This is a genomic window from Acidimicrobiia bacterium, from assembly GCA_018057765.1.
GTDB lineage: Bacteria > Actinomycetota > Acidimicrobiia > IMCC26256 > JAGPDB01 > JAGPDB01.
In genome coordinates, this window is sequence record JAGPDB010000025.1 from 1 (window position 1) to 19,048 (window position 19,048).

The following is a 19,048-nucleotide window of genomic DNA, read 5'->3' on the forward strand; positions in this document are numbered from 1 at the left end:
ATACACCATCTGAGTCGAAGTCAGCGGATGAACCTACTGAAATGTTTTGTGCAAATTCTGAGGTAGCTCCAAATCCTTGGTTACCAGGAAATGCTGAATCAATAATTGTTACTGTTGCAGATAATGACTTACCTACAACATCAAAAGCACCAAGAGTAATAGTTGCAGTTTTGCCATCACCCGAAGAAGCATTTGTTGACCCTAAGTATGTTTGACCAGGACCATAACCAAATATTGTTGCACGGTCATTTGCAAAAAACTCTACGCGATATTGATCAGTTGGAGAATCTGCTACATCTAAGTCAAAGCTTACATTTAAGTTCTGGCCTACCTGTTGTGCGCTATGCAAAACTGGAGTATTCAAAAGTCCGTTTGCGCCGTCATCGCCGTCGCCAACATCATTTAGCGTCGGGCCTTGACCTATTACAGAGTCTGGACGAAAGTCTGCTGGGTCTGAAGAATCAATGAATGTATTTTGATCGATGGCTTGGTTCATATCGCCAAAAGCCGCAAAATCGAATACAGAAATGTCGTAAATACTGTTACCTAATATTGCTATATTGTTAGGATAGATATCATAAGTATTTCCTGTACCCCCAAGGTTTTCAAGATGAAATTGGGATATAGAGATACCAGAACCGGCAACACCAGCAATAACATTTCCTTCGCCTGGATTTACACCACCAACCAAGCTATCGGTGCCAGCAGTAATTGTCATACCCATACCATTTGTAATTCCAGGGTTTACAGCACCGCTATAGTCAGTACCAATCAAGTTACCCTGAACTACGTTATTAGGTGAACTAAGAATTACATTTGATGTATTACCTGATATAAGGTTTGCTTGACCTGTGCTTGGTCCACCAACTCTGACACCACCCCCACCGTTAATAAGGTTAACACCAAGACTATAAGGTCCTTGAAGACCTTCAATATCCACGGCACCAGGAGTTAAGTCGGTCACACCGTCACGTGCTATCCCAATATAGTTACCGTAAATAAGAGTACCTACACCAGAACCGACGATAGTTGCGCCTAGGTTTGATTGTGAAAATTGAAACATGATATTTCTATCTGCCGGCAAAGAACCACCTATTACATCATTTGTAATTAACCCAAAGGCATCTTCAAGTACTACTGCTGTGTCATTTGAACCAGTAGCTATTGTTGTACCATCAGAATGTAAACCGATAAAGTTTCCTGCAACCGTAATATTCGATGCTAGTACTCCAATATTTGCACCATCTGGATCTCCACTCACACTGTCAATATGTACGAAATTGTATATTGATAAACCGCGAAGTGATGAACCTTCTGAACCTGGAATAAAAGTTATTCCGCCTGAGTTGGCAGCACCTGCATTTGTTCCGTCAAGTTCGAGCATAATTACACTATTAATAGGGTTTGGACTCACTGCAGTGTTTGCGCTTGCACCGCTTTGTGTATAACCATTAATACTAACTTCATCACTAATAAATGGGAATGGAGTTGCGGGAGTAAAAGTTATTACACCAGAAGTTGGAATATTAAATTCAATTGTATCGGCGCCCTCATTAGCATTTGCTTCTTCTATTGAAGCACGTAAAGTACATTCGCCAGTATTTGCGGTTTCACAAATTCCATCACCAGGGTTTGCATCGCCCTCGTCAGTATTAACATTTACCGTGAATGTCGCAGGAGCAGCAATAGCTGACGGCACGAATGCAATAGCACTGAAAGACATTATTGATAAAATCATCAATGTTGGCAATAGTTTGTTTTTGATTTTGCGCACCAAAGGCTCCTTAAATAGCTTATGGTTTTGAATCGTCAAAAGTGCGATTTTTCTTTATAGGTAATTTGCACTAATTTTTATAAATAATTGCGCATGTGGCGAAATAGAAAATTATGCTAAATCTGCTTTTTGTTAACTGATTTAGTAATTATCAAAAGCACAAGACCAAACATCAAAATAGTTAACGATGAGTTAGCGATATAGTAAGGATTCGCTCCAGTACTTGCCAGTGTTCCATTCGCTGAAGTCGAACCAGGGTTGTTTACAATAGGCACAACAGGAGATGTAACATTTTGGCTTGCTACATAAACTTGGGCTAGGCCCATAGGGTCTACAATAATACCGTTTTCTAAACCATCATCATCTAACGATTGGCCATCTTGAATAGAATAATTCAAATGTAAGACATGTTCGCCACCAATATTTTCTGAAACAACATTCGAATTTGGAATAGCTTCAAAGCTATGAGTAGCAGGACGATATTTCCTTATAGATAAATCTGTTAATTCACTCTGGGGTGTAAAAATATATTTATCGATAGTAACGATATCACCGCGAGAACAATTGAGGACAAAATCGGTTAAGCCGTAAGGATATTGAAAACCTGTATCCGTAGTATCTAAACTAGATTCGGCAATTGAAGTTACATAACCATTTGATGAACATCCACTAGTTACAAAAGTTGTGTAATCACCAGAAGTAGCAGAAACAAAAGATGTAACTGTTGGTTGAATTGAATCCGCAATACCATCGTTGTTACCATCACCGTTGTTAGGTGAACCATTTTCTATAGCGTCTGGAATGGTATCAGAATCAAAATCGCTTGCAGAACCAACAAGAATGTTTTGTGCAAATTCTGATGTTGCACCAAAGCCGGAACTTGTTGTGTTATTAATTGCGGTTGTTGTCGACGAAAGTGATCTTCCAGAAATGTCTAAACCATTCGGTAAAGTTAATACAGCTTGTTTATTATTTCCATTTTGCACAAGTGTGCTACCTAAAAATATTTGTCCCGGACCATGACCAAAAATTGTCGAGCTATCATTAGCGAAAAATTCGATGCGATAATTTCCATCAGTGGAATCAGCAGCATCTAAATCAAAAGTTGTTGTCAATTTATTTCCAACCTGTACAGCGCTTGTTAATACAGGAAAATTTATATTTCCATTCGGACCAATGTCGCTATCTCCGCTTGGATCATTTTCCGTTACACCTTGCGACTCGAAAGATATTGGACTCCCATATTGATCGCCTTCATAGTGAAGCAGATCAATACCTTGGTTTGAGTCACCAAACGCGGGGTAATCAAAAGTACTAATGTCATGAATTTCGTTTCCAAGAATTGCATTATTAGAAACTTGAGCTAATCCACCGAAAACACTACTCGTAGCACTTGTGATTGAAATCCCAAGACCTGAGATACCTGCAACTAAATTTCCTTCACTCGGATTGGTACCACCAAAAATAGAATTAGAAGTGCCAATTTGAAAACCTGCTCCCGTACCATTATTAATTGAACTGTTTACATTACCAGTTGAATCTACACCTATATAATTTCCTTGAATCGCTACATCGTTTCCGAATACCACATTTACTTGTTGCTCAGTAGCTCCACTAATCACATTTTTACCACCTTGGCTAGCGCCACCTACAGAAATAGATTGTGAATTTAAAATGAAAATTCCTTTTTTTATCCCAAAGTCAGTTTCACCATCAACACCAATACCAAGATAGTTTCCTTTAACAACGACTTGAGAAACATTACGTATGAACAACCCACCTTCACTTGAATTTTCGCTACCAACAATTAAATTTCTATCTGCAGGATTTACACCACCGATTATGGCCTCGTTTGCATTTCCATCAATCAAAAGACCAACATGAGACAAACGTGATCCTATACTTAAACCAGTATTATCTAGTCCTAAAAAATTCCCTTGTACAATGGGACTAGTTCCGGTTGTTGTCAAGCAAGTACTACAACTATAAATAGACAATCCTTTTACAGTTGAGTTATCGCCAGAAACAATTAAACCAGCATCAGCATTTGACATATCGATTCCAATATTAATTACAGAATTTATTGGAGCTGGGCTGATAGCTGAGTTTGGTGTTGCACCTGAATTGTTTGTGTAACCATCGACTATTGTTTGTTCGTAAATTTCCGGTAAATCGCTAGTAGGTTGAATAACGTGAGCTCCGCTACCGGCAATATTAAATTCAATGGTGTCAATATCAGAATTTGAATTCGCTTCTTCTATTGCGGCACGTAAAGTACACTCACCAGCATTTGCGGTTTCACAAATACCGTCACCAATATTTGCATCGATCTCGTCTGATGTAACATTTACTGTATATGTAGCAGGTGCTGCCGAAGCAGATTGTAGATATATAATATTGCTAAAAGTTAGTAATGAAAATATAGCCAAAATAGGCATATACTTTTTTATAACATTAACCATCAAAGACTCCTCAACTTAGTCTATTGAGTGAATCGTCATAATTTGAAAAATCTTTATAGGTCATATGGCCCATATATCTTTAGTCAATAAAATTAAGTTTAGTTATAAACACGGGCTTTGCCCATAAACATATCTTTTAAGGTATCGAATGCTTCTAGACATCTACCTGCACCTAAAACCACAGATTCCAGAGGTTGTTTAACAATATGAACAGGAAGTTGAGTCTCATTTGATATACGTTGATCTAGACCTTTAAGTAGACCTCCACCACCGACTAAATGGATGCCACGAAGAATTAAATCTTGGGCAAGCTCCGGAGGTGTATTACTAAGTGCGGTTATTACAGCATCACAAATTTCACGAACTTGCTCTTCAATGGCACCTCGAATTTCGGCTGGAGTAAGAACTACGACACGGGGCAAACCTGTCATTAAGTCTCGTCCTCGCACTTCAGCATTAACTTCATCTTCAACCGGATAGGCAGATCCAATTGCGAGTTTTATTTCCTCAGCAGTACGCTCACCTATTGCAACACCGTGTTCTTTACGTACATGATTTTGAATGGCGGTATCAATGTCGAAACTTCCAACACGCTTAGCTTCTAAAGCAACAATACCACCAAGGGAAATTACTGCTACTTCGCTAGTGCCACCGCCAACATCTACAACCATATTTCCTATAGGTTCGTGAATATCTAGACCAGCACCAATAGCTGCTGCCATTGGTTGCTCTAATAAATAAGTGGATGCAGCTCCAGCACGACGAGCTGCTTCTAGTACTGCTCGTTGTTCAACATGTGTTATTGCAGAAGGAACACATATCAACACACGCGAACGATTCATTCTTGAAACACCAACGCGTTGAAATAATAAACGGATCATCCTTTGTGTTACTTCAAAATCTGTGATTGCTCCACCACGAAGAGGTCTAGCAGCAACAATATGTGCAGGTGTTCGACCTATCATCTGCCAAGCGTCATGACCCATTGCTAAGACATCTTTATTTTGTTGATTTAGTGCAATAACTGTAGGTTCGTTTAGTACTATTCCTTTACCACGTGCATATACAAGCGTATTGGCTGTACCTAAGTCGATTGCTAGATCACGTGCCATAATATAATTCCTTTTACAAAACTTCCAAAAAACTCAGCTACTGCCCGTCTTTTTTCATCCCACGCATTTTTTGTAATGCCTCGCGTTTCTGATCAAACATATCAATACTTGAGTTGACTGACGTTGGTGTCCTATAACGTAAATGTACAATCACGTAACCCACTAAACAAAGCCCAAGCCCTAAAATTAAATACCACATATATTCTGTGTATATATTACCAGTAATTAATCAAATTATTCCACGCAAGTTCGTAATTAACTGTTCATATCTGGAAAAATAGAAGCATGATAGAACTAAGCAAGCAACAAAAAGAATTATTAAACATTGTACAATGGTCATTTCCAGTGTGCGAAAGACCATTCGAGGCTATTGGCGAAAAGATGGGAATCAGTGAAGAAACCGTCATTGAAGAGCTCCGTACTGTAAAAGAAGCAAATATACTTCGTCAATTAAGTGCTATTTTTGATACTCGTGCTCTCGGCTATCAGTCAGCTTTAATTGCTGCAAAATACGATGAAGATCAAATAGAGCAAGCAGCAAAAATCATAAATGAACATCCTGGTGTTTCACATAACTATAAAAGAAACAATGCTTATAATCTTTGGTACACAATTGCAGTTCCACCAAGCGAGAACATTGAAAGCCATGTTGCACTATTACATAACGCAACCAAGTCAAAGACAACACGTCAACTACCTACATTAAAGCTTTATAAGATCGGCGTTAAACTAGATATGACTGGTGAAACAAAACCAGATTCAAAATCAGAAGTATTGGCACATGAAAAGCCTGAACGAAAATCTGTAATGGATGTTCCTAGCTTTAGCGAGAAAGAGCTAGCCATTATCCGTGAACTCCAAGAAGACTTGCCGCTAGTTCCTAGACCATTTGCTGCTATGGCCTTTGAAGCTCAATGTGGTGAAGAAGAGATTCTAAATGCCATTGAAGAATTTAAAGAAAAAAAATATATGAGACGATTTGCAGCTGTTATGAACCATCGACATGCTGGCTATAAGGCAAATGCCATGGGCGTTTGGGCAGTACCAGAAGGGGATTGTGAAGAAGTCGGTCCACAAATGGCTGGATTTTCACAAGTTAGCCATTGTTATAAAAGACCTACATATTCAGATTGGCCATATACAATTTTTACTATGGTACATGGTAAAAATGCTGGTGAATGTGAACAAACAATCGAAGCTATAGCTAATGAAACTGGAATAAAAGAATACGAACTCTTATGGTCTATTAAAGAATATAAAAAAGTTCGTGTTAGATATTTTACGCCAGAATGGGATGCTTATATAGCAAAATATAATGAAGAATTAACTAATGTTCAAGCATTACCGAAAGATTAAATTAAGTTTTAATATAAAATTTCATTGTTGTCCCAACATCAACTTTACTTTCAACTGTAATTTCTCCACCCATAGATTCAACTAGGCCTTTTACAATATATAGGCCTAGACCACTACCGGATATATTTCTGTTTCGTTTAGCTCTATGAAATTTATTAAAGATATTTTCTAATTCTTCGCCTTCAATACCATAACCAAAATCTTGAATCTCGAAATATAATCTATTTTCTATCATATTTATTGTTAATTTAACTTCTGTATCTTTATTCGAATATTTAAATGCATTTTGAATCAAATTAATTAAAACTCTTCTTAAGAAATTTTTATCAATATTGATGTTCTCTGCTTCCTTAGACGAATTCAAAAATATGATATTAACTTTACGACTATTTATAACTTCCACATCATCAACTAACTCACTGATATATGAATTTAGGTTAGTAGATTCACCTATAGAGCCACTACGATCTGAATCAATTAACCCAACAGCTAATAGATCCTCTACTAGATCATGCAAGCGATAGATTTGCCTACCTATACCTACTTGTATTTCTGCTCTAGTTTCAGCATCGATACGGGGATCATCAACTACATTTAAGTAACCCATGAGTGATGTTATAGGTGTACGCAACTCATGGCTCGCTGTAGAAATAAAATCATCTTTTAACTCAGCTACTTCTAGCAATTTTTCTATAGTTTCTTCTTGCGTTTCATAATGTTGGGCTAGATCATCGGTAGCTTCCTGAAAAACTTGTAATAATGAACCTATCCCTAATGCAATAAATATAAAGACCACAGTTCGTAAACCAATAGCTATCCCAGTTCGAGTTCCAAATTGAAAATCATTTCTAGCCAATAACCAAACACAAGTAGTTATTGAAGCAATAATACTAACGATTACTGAACCAAGTATTTTCCATAGATATGCAGCTTCTATAATTATTGCAACAAGAAAAAAGTTAACTCCATATTCAAAAGATTTTGAGTCAATAAATTGCATTAGAGTAACCGCGAGAGCAAAATCAACTGTAACTCCATAAACACTAATTAGATTTACTAAATTTTTGTTATCTTTATATCTGCTTAGGACATAAGCAATGATTAAGGTACTTAGAAGTAAAATAGTCGAAGTAATCCAAAATATATTTACATATAATGCCAATGCATATGTGGGCAATACTAAAAATATTCGAAAACCGTTAAGCATATACAACATATCGCAAAACCGTTCATGAGGATTACGGCTAGAATATTCATTGTATCTAATTTTTAAAAAGTCATTTAACATATTTTCTTTCTATTTATTCCAATTCTATCCGTTTTTTATCATCAATTTGAAGAGTTTCATATGAAATTTGGGACGTCAAAGGCGTAGAATGGTAGTTGTGAATCCTAATAATAACGATGACTCTAAAGAAAATAACGAAGAAAATGGTGATAGTAATTCTCCATTCGGCTTTCTATCTGATATGTTTTCCCAAATATTCTCAGGACAAAATGGCGAAAAGGATCCCAACCTAGCTGGAATATCAAATCTATTCGGAACAGGTATTACAAAACCTGATCCAATACAAATAGCGAAATATTTTGCTAGCGAGATCGCGGCTAAAGATAGTTTAGACGAAGAGATATCTGATACCGAAGAGACTAATAATGGTAACTTCGATTTTTCAGAAGCTTTAAATGAAAACGATTTCATGTCATTGATGAATCAAATGAGAATAATGTCTTCTGTGTCAAGTAAAAAAATTGTTCCCCAAGAAATTGACCACGAAATACTTAAAAAGTTTGAAGAAATATTTGAAGCAGCAAAAATATATGTTGTAAAAAATACTAATTCTGATGAAATCATGTCTCTAGAACTTGTCGTCCGTGACCGTATAGGGTTTACTACTGATTATTTAGATGCAATGGAATCACCCTTAAGTATTGCCGCAAAAACTTTAAATCCAACTATTGGAAATGAAATGGACCCTACTCAAACAAATGGATCACCTAATGAATTCGATATACAATCTGCAATAGCCTCAAGTATTGCTCCTATGATGTTTGGGGTACAAGCTGGAACCATGATTGGCCATTTAAGCCATAGAGCATATGGTGATGATGATGTATTACTCCCGGCGAAGCTAGATAAAAGAGTATCTATTATTGCATCAATGGTTGTTAAGTTTGCACGAGATTGGAGCGTTGCTTTAGACGAAGCAATATTATATTTTCTAATAATACAGTCCATAAGAGCGCAAATCCGTAATGCAGGTTGGCTATACGAGAAGCTCGACGATTTATGTTCACGTTATGTAGGCGCATACGAACTTAACCCATATAAGATTGAAGAATTGATTAATAACATTGAACCAGATGGTGAAAATTCTGTAATGGCTATCAATGTGACCCCAGAACAGATGTTTGAAGCATTACGAACTCCGCTCCACTCTGTTCTAGATGAAGAGATCGGTAGAATTTCTGCATTACATAAAGCTTATGTGGAATATGTAACCCATAAAAATATTGATGAACTTATTCCTAGCGCTAATTTGATTAGAGAAGCAAGAAAACGAATTGTCGTAACTACGTCTAAAGCCGAACATTTTGTAGAACAACTATTTGGTGTTGATGTATCTACTAAAAACCTTGAGATTGCCACGGCCTTTGTAGAAGGGGTATTAGAACGAGATCAAGAAAGTGCCCTACATAACTTATGGTCCAACTGGGAATTGATGCCTACAGTATCTGAATTTAATGCACCGGGATTATATTTAGCACGCTTAGAATTGATGAATAACTAGCCAACATTTTCATTGCTTGACCTATAAATCCATATTTTAGGTGGATGAAGGTCACAAAATTTATTAAATTGGTCTTATTTCTAGTGTTTAAGACGTCGACAAAGTTTAAGTGAATATTGCCTATAGCGATCGAGACCTTAGTTGGATCGATTTTAATGAAAGAGTTTTAGAATGCGCTAATGATTCAAATATAGCGCTGCTTGACCGCGTGAATTTTCTAGCAATATCTGCATCAAACATGGATGAATTCTTTCAAGTGAGAATGAGTCATCTAAAAAACTCCTTATATGAGAGATCTGAATCGGAAAAAAGTACCAGAACACTAATAATAAAGAATCTTATTTCAAGATCAAAGAATTTTTACAACCAGCAATACTCCACATATTACAAACTCAATCGAGAGTTATCAAAAGAGAATATCGCATTTAGTGAGATACAAGATTTAAATCGACAACAAAGAACTTGGCTAACACGATATTTTGATGACAATGTATATCCTGTTCTTACTCCTCTAGCTGTTGATCCAGCTCACCCTTTTCCGTGGATATCATCAAAAACAGTAAATCTTGGAATCATACTCCGTGAACAGAAAACCGACATACAAAGATTCGCAAGGATAAAAGTTCCAGCAAATCTTGAAAGATTGGTGCAACTCCCAAATTCTACGATTTTCATACCCTTAGAGAAATTAATAATGGCTAACTGGGAGAAATTATTTTTAGGTATGGACTTAGAATCAAATTTTGTTTTTAGAATCACAAGATCTAGTAATTATATTATCGATGATAATGATGATTTGTTACAGGCTATGAGCAATGTCGTAAGACAACGCCAAAGATATGGTGAAGCAACGAGACTAGAAATCGAAGCGGGCATAGACAATACTTGGGTAGATTTAATACAGAACGAAGTCACACTTGATACATCAAGAATATTCGAATTTCCGTCTTATAGTATTTGTGATATCTCAACACTACGCAAAATCGCAATGATTGATAAACCTAAACTCAAATATCCAAAATTTAAACCAAAAATACCTGCAAGACTAAAAAGTAGTAAAAATAATCGGGTTGACTTGTTTGAAATTATGGATAATAGAGATCTATTAATTCATAGGCCTTACGAAAGTTATGAAGAAACAGTCCAGGCACTTTTAGCACAATGTGTACGTGATGAAAATGTATTAGCCATAAAGCAAACACTTTATAGAGCCGCAGGTGTTGATTCAGCTATAGTCCAATCTCTTTGTAAGGCCGCTCAAGAAGGAAAGCAGGTAGTTGCTCTAGTCGAATTGAAAGCCAGATTTGATGAATCTACAAATATTGAAAGAGCGAAACTATTAGAAAGGGCTGGTGTACATGTTGTCTACGGAAAAGTTGGTCTTAAAACACATGCAAAACTTTTACATATTGTTAGAAAAGATAAAGGATCACTAAAATATTATTCACATATATCTACAGGTAACTACAACCCTTCAACTGCAGAAGTCTACGAGGATTTCGATTTATTTACTAGCAATCAAAGGATTGGTAAGGACGTAGGAGATCTATTTAATGATCTAACCGGATATAGCTCAAAAAACCAATATCGTGAATTGTTGGTTGCACCATATCATTTGCGCGATAAATTATTAACTCTAGTTGAGGGTCAATCCAATAGTGACGGAAATATAGTATTTAAATGCAATAATATTGTTGACCCAACAATACTTGATGCATTATTAAATGCAAGCGAAAATGGTGCTCATGTTGAAATAATTGTTAGAGCATCATGTGGTTTCTCTCCAGCACATATCGCAAAATACCCAAATATAAAAATTCGTTCTATAATCGGAAGGTTTTTAGAACACTCAAGAATTTATAGATTTGGTATAGGTGAAAATGCAACATTGTTAATAGGGTCTTCGGATTTAATGAAAAGAAATTTAGATCATAGATTCGAAGTATTGATACCTTTATTAGAAAATCATACAAGAAGATATGTTAACGAAGCATTATCAGAACTTCTAGATGATAATAACGATCATTGGGAGCTTACACAAAATGGTTGGAGACATCTAAAATCAACTTCAACAGTACACAATGAATTACTTAAAATTGCAGATTATCGTGCTGATACAGAACGTTTAAATAGTGAGATATCTAGAAATATTCCTGATTAGGCGTCAGACTCATCATCAAAGCCAAGATCCCATTGTATAACCACACCTTCGCGCTCTCCGTCTTTTACAACTCGTTCACGATTTCTTCGAAATTGTGGATCATGAGGTGGAACAAAATTGAGACGCGCTCCCACTCGTTGGCGAAATGATTCAACAATATCATCATCACCAAATACTTTTTCAACACCCCAATGTGGGTGAACAGGACCGTAATATACAATTTTTACGTGACCTATTGTCGGTGCAGGTACTTCTGGTTCTATATTTGTCATTACAACAGTCTAGACGGGTCGCTCTTCCAAGGTCACTTCGACGGACAATTCTTTTCCGTTACGGTTTATTTTAATTGTCACTTTATTTCCAGGCTTTTTAGATCTAATTTCACTAACCATATCGGCAGATGAAGATATCTTGTTGCCATCAACTTGGGTTAATACGTCATTGACCTTAATATCCGCTTTTGAAGCTGGAGAGTCTTTTACAATCTCACCAATTAAAGCACCAGATTCAATTTTGAGGTCTAATTCTTTCACTAAACGAGGTGTAACATCTTGAGCTGATATGCCTATGTACGCTACTTTTCTATTATTACCTCGTTCTAAATCCGAAATAATTGGTTTTGCGCGATCAATGGCAATAGCGAATCCAACATTCTGAGCATAACTAGGATCTGCAATTGCTGTGTTAATTCCGATCACTTCACCTTTTGAATTCACTAAAGGTCCACCAGAATTCCCCCTATTAATAGCAGCATCGGTTTGTATTATACCTCTTAGTTTTGTACCTAATTCGGTTGCGATAACTCGATCTTTTCCAGAAACAATGCCGCGGGTAACACTCAGACCGCCTTCTAGTGCAAGAGCATTACCAATTGCAATAACATCGTCACCAACAATTGTTGCATCTGAACTTCCAAGTTTTACTGCAGGAAAATCTGTACCTTCAATTTTTAATACTGCTAAATCTTCTACGGGATCAACACCTAATAATTTTGCATCTAGGGTGCGACCGTCATTGAGAATCACAGAAATAATTTTATTACCACCTTCAATAACATGGTTATTTGTTAGAACATAACCATCAGAAGAATAAATAAAACCTGTACCTGCCCCACCACCGAGAATATTTGCTCCACCACCAACAGATATTGCAACAGTGGCGGGTTCAATTTTTGCTAATACTTCTTGTATATCTGCAGGTTTCGTGAATGCTGAAGTACTTCTTCGCACTTCATAATTATAAGTATTTCTATGTAAGTAATACCACATCGAGCTAACCATAAATACGCCAATTAATATCCCCCAGAATAAACCACTGGCTAAACCCGAACGCTTTGGAGGATTCTTCCAATAAATTTCTTTTGATGGAATATATTCTGCTTCGAGGTTTCTTGTAATCAATTCTTCGTGGACTGATCCGTCATCTTTAGGATTTAAATCATCAATTGTTGTTTCTACTTTTGCAGGATATTCTTCTTCAGTTGAGTTATCTTCAATTGTCATACTTAATATATTAGTTTTCTATGTTATTTTTTTTCGTCTTTATCAACAGATTTATCGCTAGATTTTTCATTGTCAGAAATTCCTGATTCAAATTCTTTTTTTGCTTGACCAAGACTACGCGCAAATTTTGGTAAAGCTGCACTACCAAATAGGAGTACAACTACCCCTGCAATGATTATTATTTCTGGTGTTCCTAAACCTACCGCTAACATATAGACCCTTTCAATAATGTTATTAGAATACTAGCCTCAATTCTAGTTAAAACAGTATATATTTATTTATTCGAGTCTATATGTCGCCATATAGACATAATTACATTTATTATATTTAAATGATATACGAATGTGTAGTTAACATATCTAGTTGCGATAATTCCCTATTAGTTTCAAAACTAGAAAATGCTGTAAGTGAAACTGAGAATTCAATATTATGTGATGTTCATAGCGATATTGATCATAATCGTTCCGTGTTTACTTTTGTATCACGTGATTTTATTAGCTTGAAGAATATTGTAAAAATATTTATAGAATTCTGTTTCTCAATATTAGATATCAGGGACCATATTGGAGTTCATCCACGAATCGGTGTTGTCGACGTAATACCGTTTGTAGTTTATGACGAAGATATTGGTGAAATAGATTATGCAAAATACCCTGAATACATATATTCGATACATAGTTTTGCTGAATCAATTAGTTCAGAATTCTGCGTACCAATATTTTTATATGATTATGCAGACACCAAAAACCAGCAAACTCTACCAGATATTCGAAAATTTGCTTTCAATAGTATAAAACCAGATATAGGTAATAATTTTCCTCACGAACAATATGGTGCGATTGCTCTTGGAATCAGAAAACCTCTTATTGCAATAAATGTTAATTTGGAATCTAATGATTTAAGTATTGCTAAACGAATTGCTTTTGATATTCGTGAATCAAGCGGTGGATATAAAGGTGTGCGATCCTTAGGCTTGAATTTGAATAGTAAAAATAGTGTTCAAGTTTCAATGAATATTATTGATTTATTACAAACAAATATAAGTGATGTTTGTTTGCAGGTTAAAAAGGTGGCGGATGAGTTAAATATAAAGAGCTCTGTTGAGCTTGTTGGATTAATACCCAAATACCATTTCGTTAAATTATCAGCAGAGTTTTTGGAATGGTCTGGGCTGAACGAAAATTCAATTGTGGAAAATTATGTCTAGGAGCTTAACCCCTAGACATAAAAATTATGCAGTGTGTTTAATTTCTTCAATCTCTTGTGCTTCTTGAGCTTCTTTTCTAGCAAGTGCACGTTGTCTACGAAGACGTCTACGTTCACGTTCGCTGAGACCTCCCCAGATCCCAAACTTTTCGCCATTGACGAGTGCATACTCAAGACAATCATCTTTTACTTCGCAACCTGCACAGACAGATTTAGCTTCACGTGTCGAAGCTCCCCTCTCTGGGAAAAATAAATCTGGATCTACACCCAAACAGTTGGCGCGTGTCTGCCATCTACCTGGGTCTTTAGAACGTTGTAAGAATTCAAGCATGTGTCCCCCTTTGACGAATGCACTGTAAATTACATAAAAGAAATTACAGTAGTGTAACTTTGCTCGCTTTGATGGGTTAAATGCAACACGAACACCCAGATTCTCTTACTTTTCATCAAAAAAGTAACATTTGGGCCACAAGTAGTGAAATATTTATTAGCATAAACCACATTAGGTGACGATATCAATTTCAATAAAACCTTGAACTTTGACGATAAGAATCACTATTGCCCCATTAGCTACGATGGTATGTGCGAAAAAAACTAGTGATCATATTTATCTTTTTAATACTAATTTCTACTTCTTTAAATGCCTGTTCTAAGTCAAAAGTAAAGGCAACTGGAGCTTTAAAGAAAACAGACTATTGCGCTTATTATCGAGAATTCGAAGATAAAGTACCAACTGCAAGTACTAAGCAACAATTAAAATTATTAGAAAAATTGGCATCTGCAAAAGATTTCCCACAAGAACTCAAATCAGACTATACACAAATTATATCTTCTTATAAAAAAGTTATAGCTGGTGACGGTGTCATGAAACAAGAGAAGAAAAACGAAAAAGCGTCAAATGAAATAACAAGACATGCCATTGAAAATTGTGAAATCCTAAAAAGTAACAGTTCATCAGGTGGCGGCATTTAGAACTAACCTATCCAAAAGAGATTCGTTTTTTTGATTCTGAATCCGGAGGCGTAATGAAAACAGAAACGAAAACAGAAATGAAAACAGATGAAAATGGGGATACTAAAGCTATCTCTTCTAAAAGAATAGTCGTCACTCCGATTAGGAAACGTAAAGCCAGCTCAACGCCATGGCCCATTCGCTTTTATGCAACGAATGTTGGTAAAAAATACGCAATGGCAATTTCTGGCATAGTCCTATTAGGTTTCATATTCGGCCATATGGCAGGAAACCTTAAAATGTATCTAGGCCAAAAAACATTTGATCACTATGCTGAATTTTTGCGAGATATGGGTGAACCACTTCTACCTCGTACTGTTTTATTGTGGATTGTAAGATCAGTACTAATTTTAGCTTTCTTCGTTCACTTCCATGCTGCATATGCTTTAACTATCCAAAATCGTAAAGCAAGAAACTCTGAAAATAAATATCGTGGACCACGTGAATATAGTGCAGCAAATTTTGCTTCTAGAACAATGCGTTGGGGTGGAATTATCATCTTCCTTTTCCTTTTTTGGCATTTAGCAGATTTAACTTGGGGATGGTTCAATCCAGGTTTTGTAAGAGGAGAAGCTTACAGAAACGTAACAGCTTCACTTACAAGATGGCCAGTGACAGCACTATATGTAACAGCCAATTTGGCTTTAGGCGTACATATTTTCCATGGAGCTTGGTCAATATTTCAATCATTAGGAATTAATAATCCTAAATACAATAATGCTAGAAAAATATTCGCTCGTGTTTTTGCTGCACTAATTGTTTTAGGAAACGTTAGCTTCCCACTCGCAATACAATTTGGCCTCATTGGTAAATAAGTTTTAAGGAAAATCAAATGACTACAGAAAAAACCTCATCAAAACTTGATCCAAAAGTTCCAAGTGGACCTATGTCTGGAAAATGGGAAAAGAATAAATTTGATATTAAGTTAGTTAATCCTGCCAATAAAAGGAAATTTGAAATCATTGTTGTTGGTACAGGTTTAGCTGGCGCATCAGCAGCTGCTTCATTGGCAGAACTAGGCTACAAAGTTAAAGCTTATTGTTTTCAAGATTCACCTCGTAGAGCTCATTCAATTGCAGCTCAAGGTGGAATTAACTCTGCAAAAAATTATAAGAATGACGGAGATAGCGTATTTAGATTATTTTACGATACTGTTAAAGGTGGAGATTTTCGCTCACGTGAAGCAAACGTACACCGCTTAGCGGAAGAAAGTTTGAATATTATTGACCAATGCGTTTCACAAGGTGTACCTTTTGCACGCGAATACGGTGGACTTTTAGATAATCGAAGTTTTGGTGGAGCACAAGTCTCTCGTACTTTCTATGCACGAGGACAAACTGGCCAACAATTACTTTTAGGTGCTTATCAATCACTGGCTCATCAAATTGGATTGGGTAATGTAGAAATGTTTCCTCGTACTGAACTACTCGATGTAGTTACTAAAGATGAAAAAGCAGTTGGAATTGTTGTTCGCGACCTTATTACTGGAGACATTGAATCTCATTCTGGTCACGCTGTTGTTCTTGCAACAGGTGGTTATTCAAACGCTTTTTATCTTTCTACAAATGCAAAAATGTGTAACGTAACAGCGTCGTGGCGCGCACATAAAAAAGGTGCTTTTTTCGCCAACCCTTGTTATACACAGATTCATCCAACATGTATCCCAGCTTCAGATGAATTCCAAAGCAAACTTACGCTGATGAGTGAATCTCTTAGAAATGACGGACGTATCTGGGTACCTAATGCTAAAGATGAAACTCGTCCAGCAGGAGATATTCCTGAAGATGAACGTGATTATTATTTAGAGCGTAAATATCCAGCGTTTGGAAATTTGGTTCCACGCGATATTGCATCTCGAAATGCTAAAACTGTTGTTGATGAAGGTCGTGGAGTTGGACCACTAAAGAATGGCGTATATTTGGATTTTGCTGACGCTATAAATCGTTTAGGTGAAGACGTGATTCGTGAACGTTACGGAAACCTATTCGACATGTATGAAAGAATTACTGGCGAGAACCCTTATAAACAACCTATGCGTATCTATCCTGCACTGCATTACACTATGGGTGGACTTTGGGTTGATTATAACTTGATGAGCAATCTTGATGGCTTGTTCGTATTAGGCGAAGCAAACTTTTCTGACCACGGAGCGAATCGTCTTGGTGCATCTGCATTGATGCAAGGTTTGGCTGATGGATATTTTGTTCTACCAAACACAATTAGTGGATATCTAGCTCCATTACTTGGTACAAAACCAGTTGCCATAGAAGATGAAGTTTTTGAAAAAGCTGAAAATGATGTTAGTGATCGAATTGAAATGCTGATGTCGATAAAAGGAACTCGTTCTCCTGATGATTTTCATCGTGAATTAGGAAAAGCGCTTTGGGAACATTGTGGAATGGAACGAAGTAAAGAATCCCTCGAAAAAGGACTTGTTGAAATAGCTCGTATTCGTGAAGAATTCCATAAAGACTTACGTGTTGTTGGAAGTGATGATGATTTAAATATCACTCTAGAAAAAGCTGGCCGAGTATTAGATTTTCTAGAATTCGGTGAGCTAATGGTTCGAGATGCTTTACATCGTGAAGAAAGTTGTGGCGGGCATTTCAGAGTTGAACACATGACTGATGAAGGCGAAGCAAAGCGTGATGACGAAAATTTTGCTTACGTTGCCGCTTGGGAATATAGTGGCGATTTATCAAATCCAATATTGAATAAAGAGATGTTAGATTTCGAAGAAGTACCACTATCACAAAGATCATATAAGTAACCCCCGTTAGGGTTTGAAACAGCGCAGCAATGCTAAGCAGTTCGAACCCTCCCCGAAACAAGAGGAATATTTAAAAATGCATTTAACATTAAAAGTTTGGAGACAACATTCAAACAGAGATCAAGGCCATTTTGTAAATTACGAAGTAAACGACATTAGTGAAGATATGTCTTTCTTAGAAATGTTTGATACTTTAAATGAAAGACTTATAGGTTCTAACGAAGAGCCTGTTTCATTTGACTCAGACTGTAGAGAAGGTATATGCGGTGCTTGTTCTATGGTCATTAATGGGTCTCCCCATGGTCCTCAAAAAGCAACTACGACTTGTCAACTACATATGCGCAAATTTAATGATGGTGACGTTATTACAGTTGAACCTTTCCGTGCAACTAGTTTTCCTGTAATCAAAGATTTAACTGTTGATAGATCTGCATTTGACCGTATTATTGAATCTGGTGGCTACATAGATGCACCTACTGGCGCTTCTGGTGATGCGAACTTAACATTAATACCAAAAGCAGTATTAGATACCGCAATGGATGCAGCTCAATGTATTGGCTGTGGAGCATGTGTTGCAGCATGTCCTAATAGTGCAGCACAACTTTTTACTTCAGCAAAAATTATGCATTTAAATTTACTTCCACAAGGACAACCTGAACGTTTTGAACGTGTTGTAAATATGGTTGAAACTATGGACGAATATTTTGGATCTTGCACAAACCACGGTGAATGCCAATCAGCATGCCCTAAAGAGATTTCTATAGATTTCATAGCGCTAATGAATAAAGATTATGCAAAAGCACAATTAAAGAATAGGGCAAAAGCTAGCCAAAGTTAAATTAGAGCAGGTTTTTAATTTGTGTTTGCCGGAATTTAATTGCATCTGCAATATGTTTTGGCAATAT

Annotated in this window: 16 protein-coding genes; 8 read left to right on the forward strand and 8 right to left on the reverse strand. The window is 36.5% G+C overall.

Going from position 1 to position 19,048, the window contains the following annotated elements:
* The 3 genes from KBF89_07680 to KBF89_07690 all read right to left on the reverse strand — a co-directional run.
* Window positions 1-1,774 (reverse strand): hypothetical protein (locus tag KBF89_07680; protein MBP9116204.1); only part of this gene is annotated, 1,774 nt, incomplete at its 3' end.
* Window positions 1,775-1,890: 116 nt separating this feature from the next.
* Window positions 1,891-4,236 carry a hypothetical protein gene (locus tag KBF89_07685; protein MBP9116205.1) on the reverse strand — a complete coding sequence of 782 codons (2,346 nt, stop codon included), beginning with the start codon at window positions 4,234-4,236 and terminating at the stop codon, window positions 1,891-1,893.
* 98 nt (window positions 4,237-4,334) lie between these two features.
* Window positions 4,335-5,348, reverse strand: a complete 1,014-nt coding sequence (locus KBF89_07690; GenBank protein ID MBP9116206.1) for a rod shape-determining protein — start codon at window positions 5,346-5,348, stop codon at window positions 4,335-4,337.
* 285 nt (window positions 5,349-5,633) lie between these two features.
* Here KBF89_07690 and KBF89_07695 point away from each other — a divergent pair, with 285 nt between their 5' ends.
* Window positions 5,634-6,704: an Lrp/AsnC family transcriptional regulator gene (locus tag KBF89_07695; protein ID MBP9116207.1), complete on the forward strand. Its 1,071-nt coding sequence runs from the start codon at window positions 5,634-5,636 to the stop codon at window positions 6,702-6,704.
* 1 nt (window position 6,705) lies between these two features.
* Here the strand turns inward: KBF89_07695 and KBF89_07700 are convergent, their stop codons facing one another.
* A complete protein-coding gene (locus KBF89_07700; protein MBP9116208.1) occupies window positions 6,706-7,992 on the reverse strand; it encodes a HAMP domain-containing histidine kinase in 1,287 nt (428 codons plus the stop codon).
* Between the two features lie 97 nt (window positions 7,993-8,089).
* On the opposite strand from KBF89_07700, the gene KBF89_07705 reads away from it, so the two are divergent.
* Window positions 8,090-9,493, forward strand: a complete 1,404-nt coding sequence (locus KBF89_07705; GenBank protein ID MBP9116209.1) for a zinc-dependent metalloprotease — start codon at window positions 8,090-8,092, stop codon at window positions 9,491-9,493.
* A 109-nt stretch (window positions 9,494-9,602) separates the two neighbouring features.
* Window positions 9,603-11,654: a polyphosphate kinase 1 gene (ppk1, locus tag KBF89_07710; protein MBP9116210.1), complete on the forward strand. Its 2,052-nt coding sequence runs from the start codon at window positions 9,603-9,605 to the stop codon at window positions 11,652-11,654.
* On the opposite strand, the gene KBF89_07715 is transcribed toward ppk1, so the two are convergent.
* Genes KBF89_07715 through KBF89_07725 form a run of 3 tightly spaced genes read right to left on the reverse strand, consistent with a single transcriptional unit; the run spans window position 11,651 to window position 13,368 of the window.
* Entirely contained in the window at window positions 11,651-11,926 is a 276-nt protein-coding gene (locus KBF89_07715) for a hypothetical protein (GenBank protein MBP9116211.1), read from the reverse strand. The genes ppk1 and KBF89_07715 overlap by 4 nt on opposite strands.
* Before the next feature lie 9 nt (window positions 11,927-11,935).
* Window positions 11,936-13,156, reverse strand: a complete 1,221-nt coding sequence (locus KBF89_07720) for a trypsin-like peptidase domain-containing protein (GenBank protein MBP9116212.1) — start codon at window positions 13,154-13,156, stop codon at window positions 11,936-11,938.
* Between the two features lie 23 nt (window positions 13,157-13,179).
* On the reverse strand, window positions 13,180-13,368 hold the full coding sequence (locus tag KBF89_07725; protein ID MBP9116213.1) for a twin-arginine translocase TatA/TatE family subunit: 189 nt from the start codon (window positions 13,366-13,368) through the stop codon (window positions 13,180-13,182).
* Between the two features lie 119 nt (window positions 13,369-13,487).
* Between KBF89_07725 and KBF89_07730 the strand changes: the two genes are divergently transcribed.
* Window positions 13,488-14,363: a hypothetical protein gene (locus KBF89_07730; protein MBP9116214.1), complete on the forward strand. Its 876-nt coding sequence runs from the start codon at window positions 13,488-13,490 to the stop codon at window positions 14,361-14,363.
* 24 nt (window positions 14,364-14,387) lie between these two features.
* Here KBF89_07730 and KBF89_07735 read toward each other — a convergent pair whose 3' ends face one another.
* Entirely contained in the window at window positions 14,388-14,693 is a 306-nt protein-coding gene (locus tag KBF89_07735) for a WhiB family transcriptional regulator (GenBank protein ID MBP9116215.1), read from the reverse strand.
* Window positions 14,694-14,944: 251 nt separating this feature from the next.
* Between KBF89_07735 and KBF89_07740 the strand changes: the two genes are divergently transcribed.
* The 4 genes from KBF89_07740 to KBF89_07755 all read left to right on the forward strand — a co-directional run bounded on the left by KBF89_07740 (window position 14,945) and on the right by KBF89_07755 (window position 18,981).
* The gene (locus KBF89_07740) at window positions 14,945-15,334 is read left to right on the forward strand and encodes a hypothetical protein (protein ID MBP9116216.1); all 390 of its coding nucleotides are present in this window, start codon (window positions 14,945-14,947) and stop codon (window positions 15,332-15,334) included.
* A 53-nt stretch (window positions 15,335-15,387) separates the two neighbouring features.
* The gene (locus KBF89_07745) at window positions 15,388-16,188 is read left to right on the forward strand and encodes a succinate dehydrogenase cytochrome b subunit (GenBank protein ID MBP9116217.1); all 801 of its coding nucleotides are present in this window, start codon (window positions 15,388-15,390) and stop codon (window positions 16,186-16,188) included.
* A gap of 17 nt (window positions 16,189-16,205) precedes the next feature.
* Complete coding sequence (locus KBF89_07750; protein MBP9116218.1) at window positions 16,206-18,143, forward strand: fumarate reductase/succinate dehydrogenase flavoprotein subunit; 1,938 nt, start codon at window positions 16,206-16,208, stop codon at window positions 18,141-18,143.
* 76 nt (window positions 18,144-18,219) lie between these two features.
* A complete protein-coding gene (locus KBF89_07755) occupies window positions 18,220-18,981 on the forward strand; it encodes a succinate dehydrogenase/fumarate reductase iron-sulfur subunit (protein MBP9116219.1) in 762 nt (253 codons plus the stop codon).
* Window positions 18,982-19,048 lie beyond the last annotated feature (67 nt).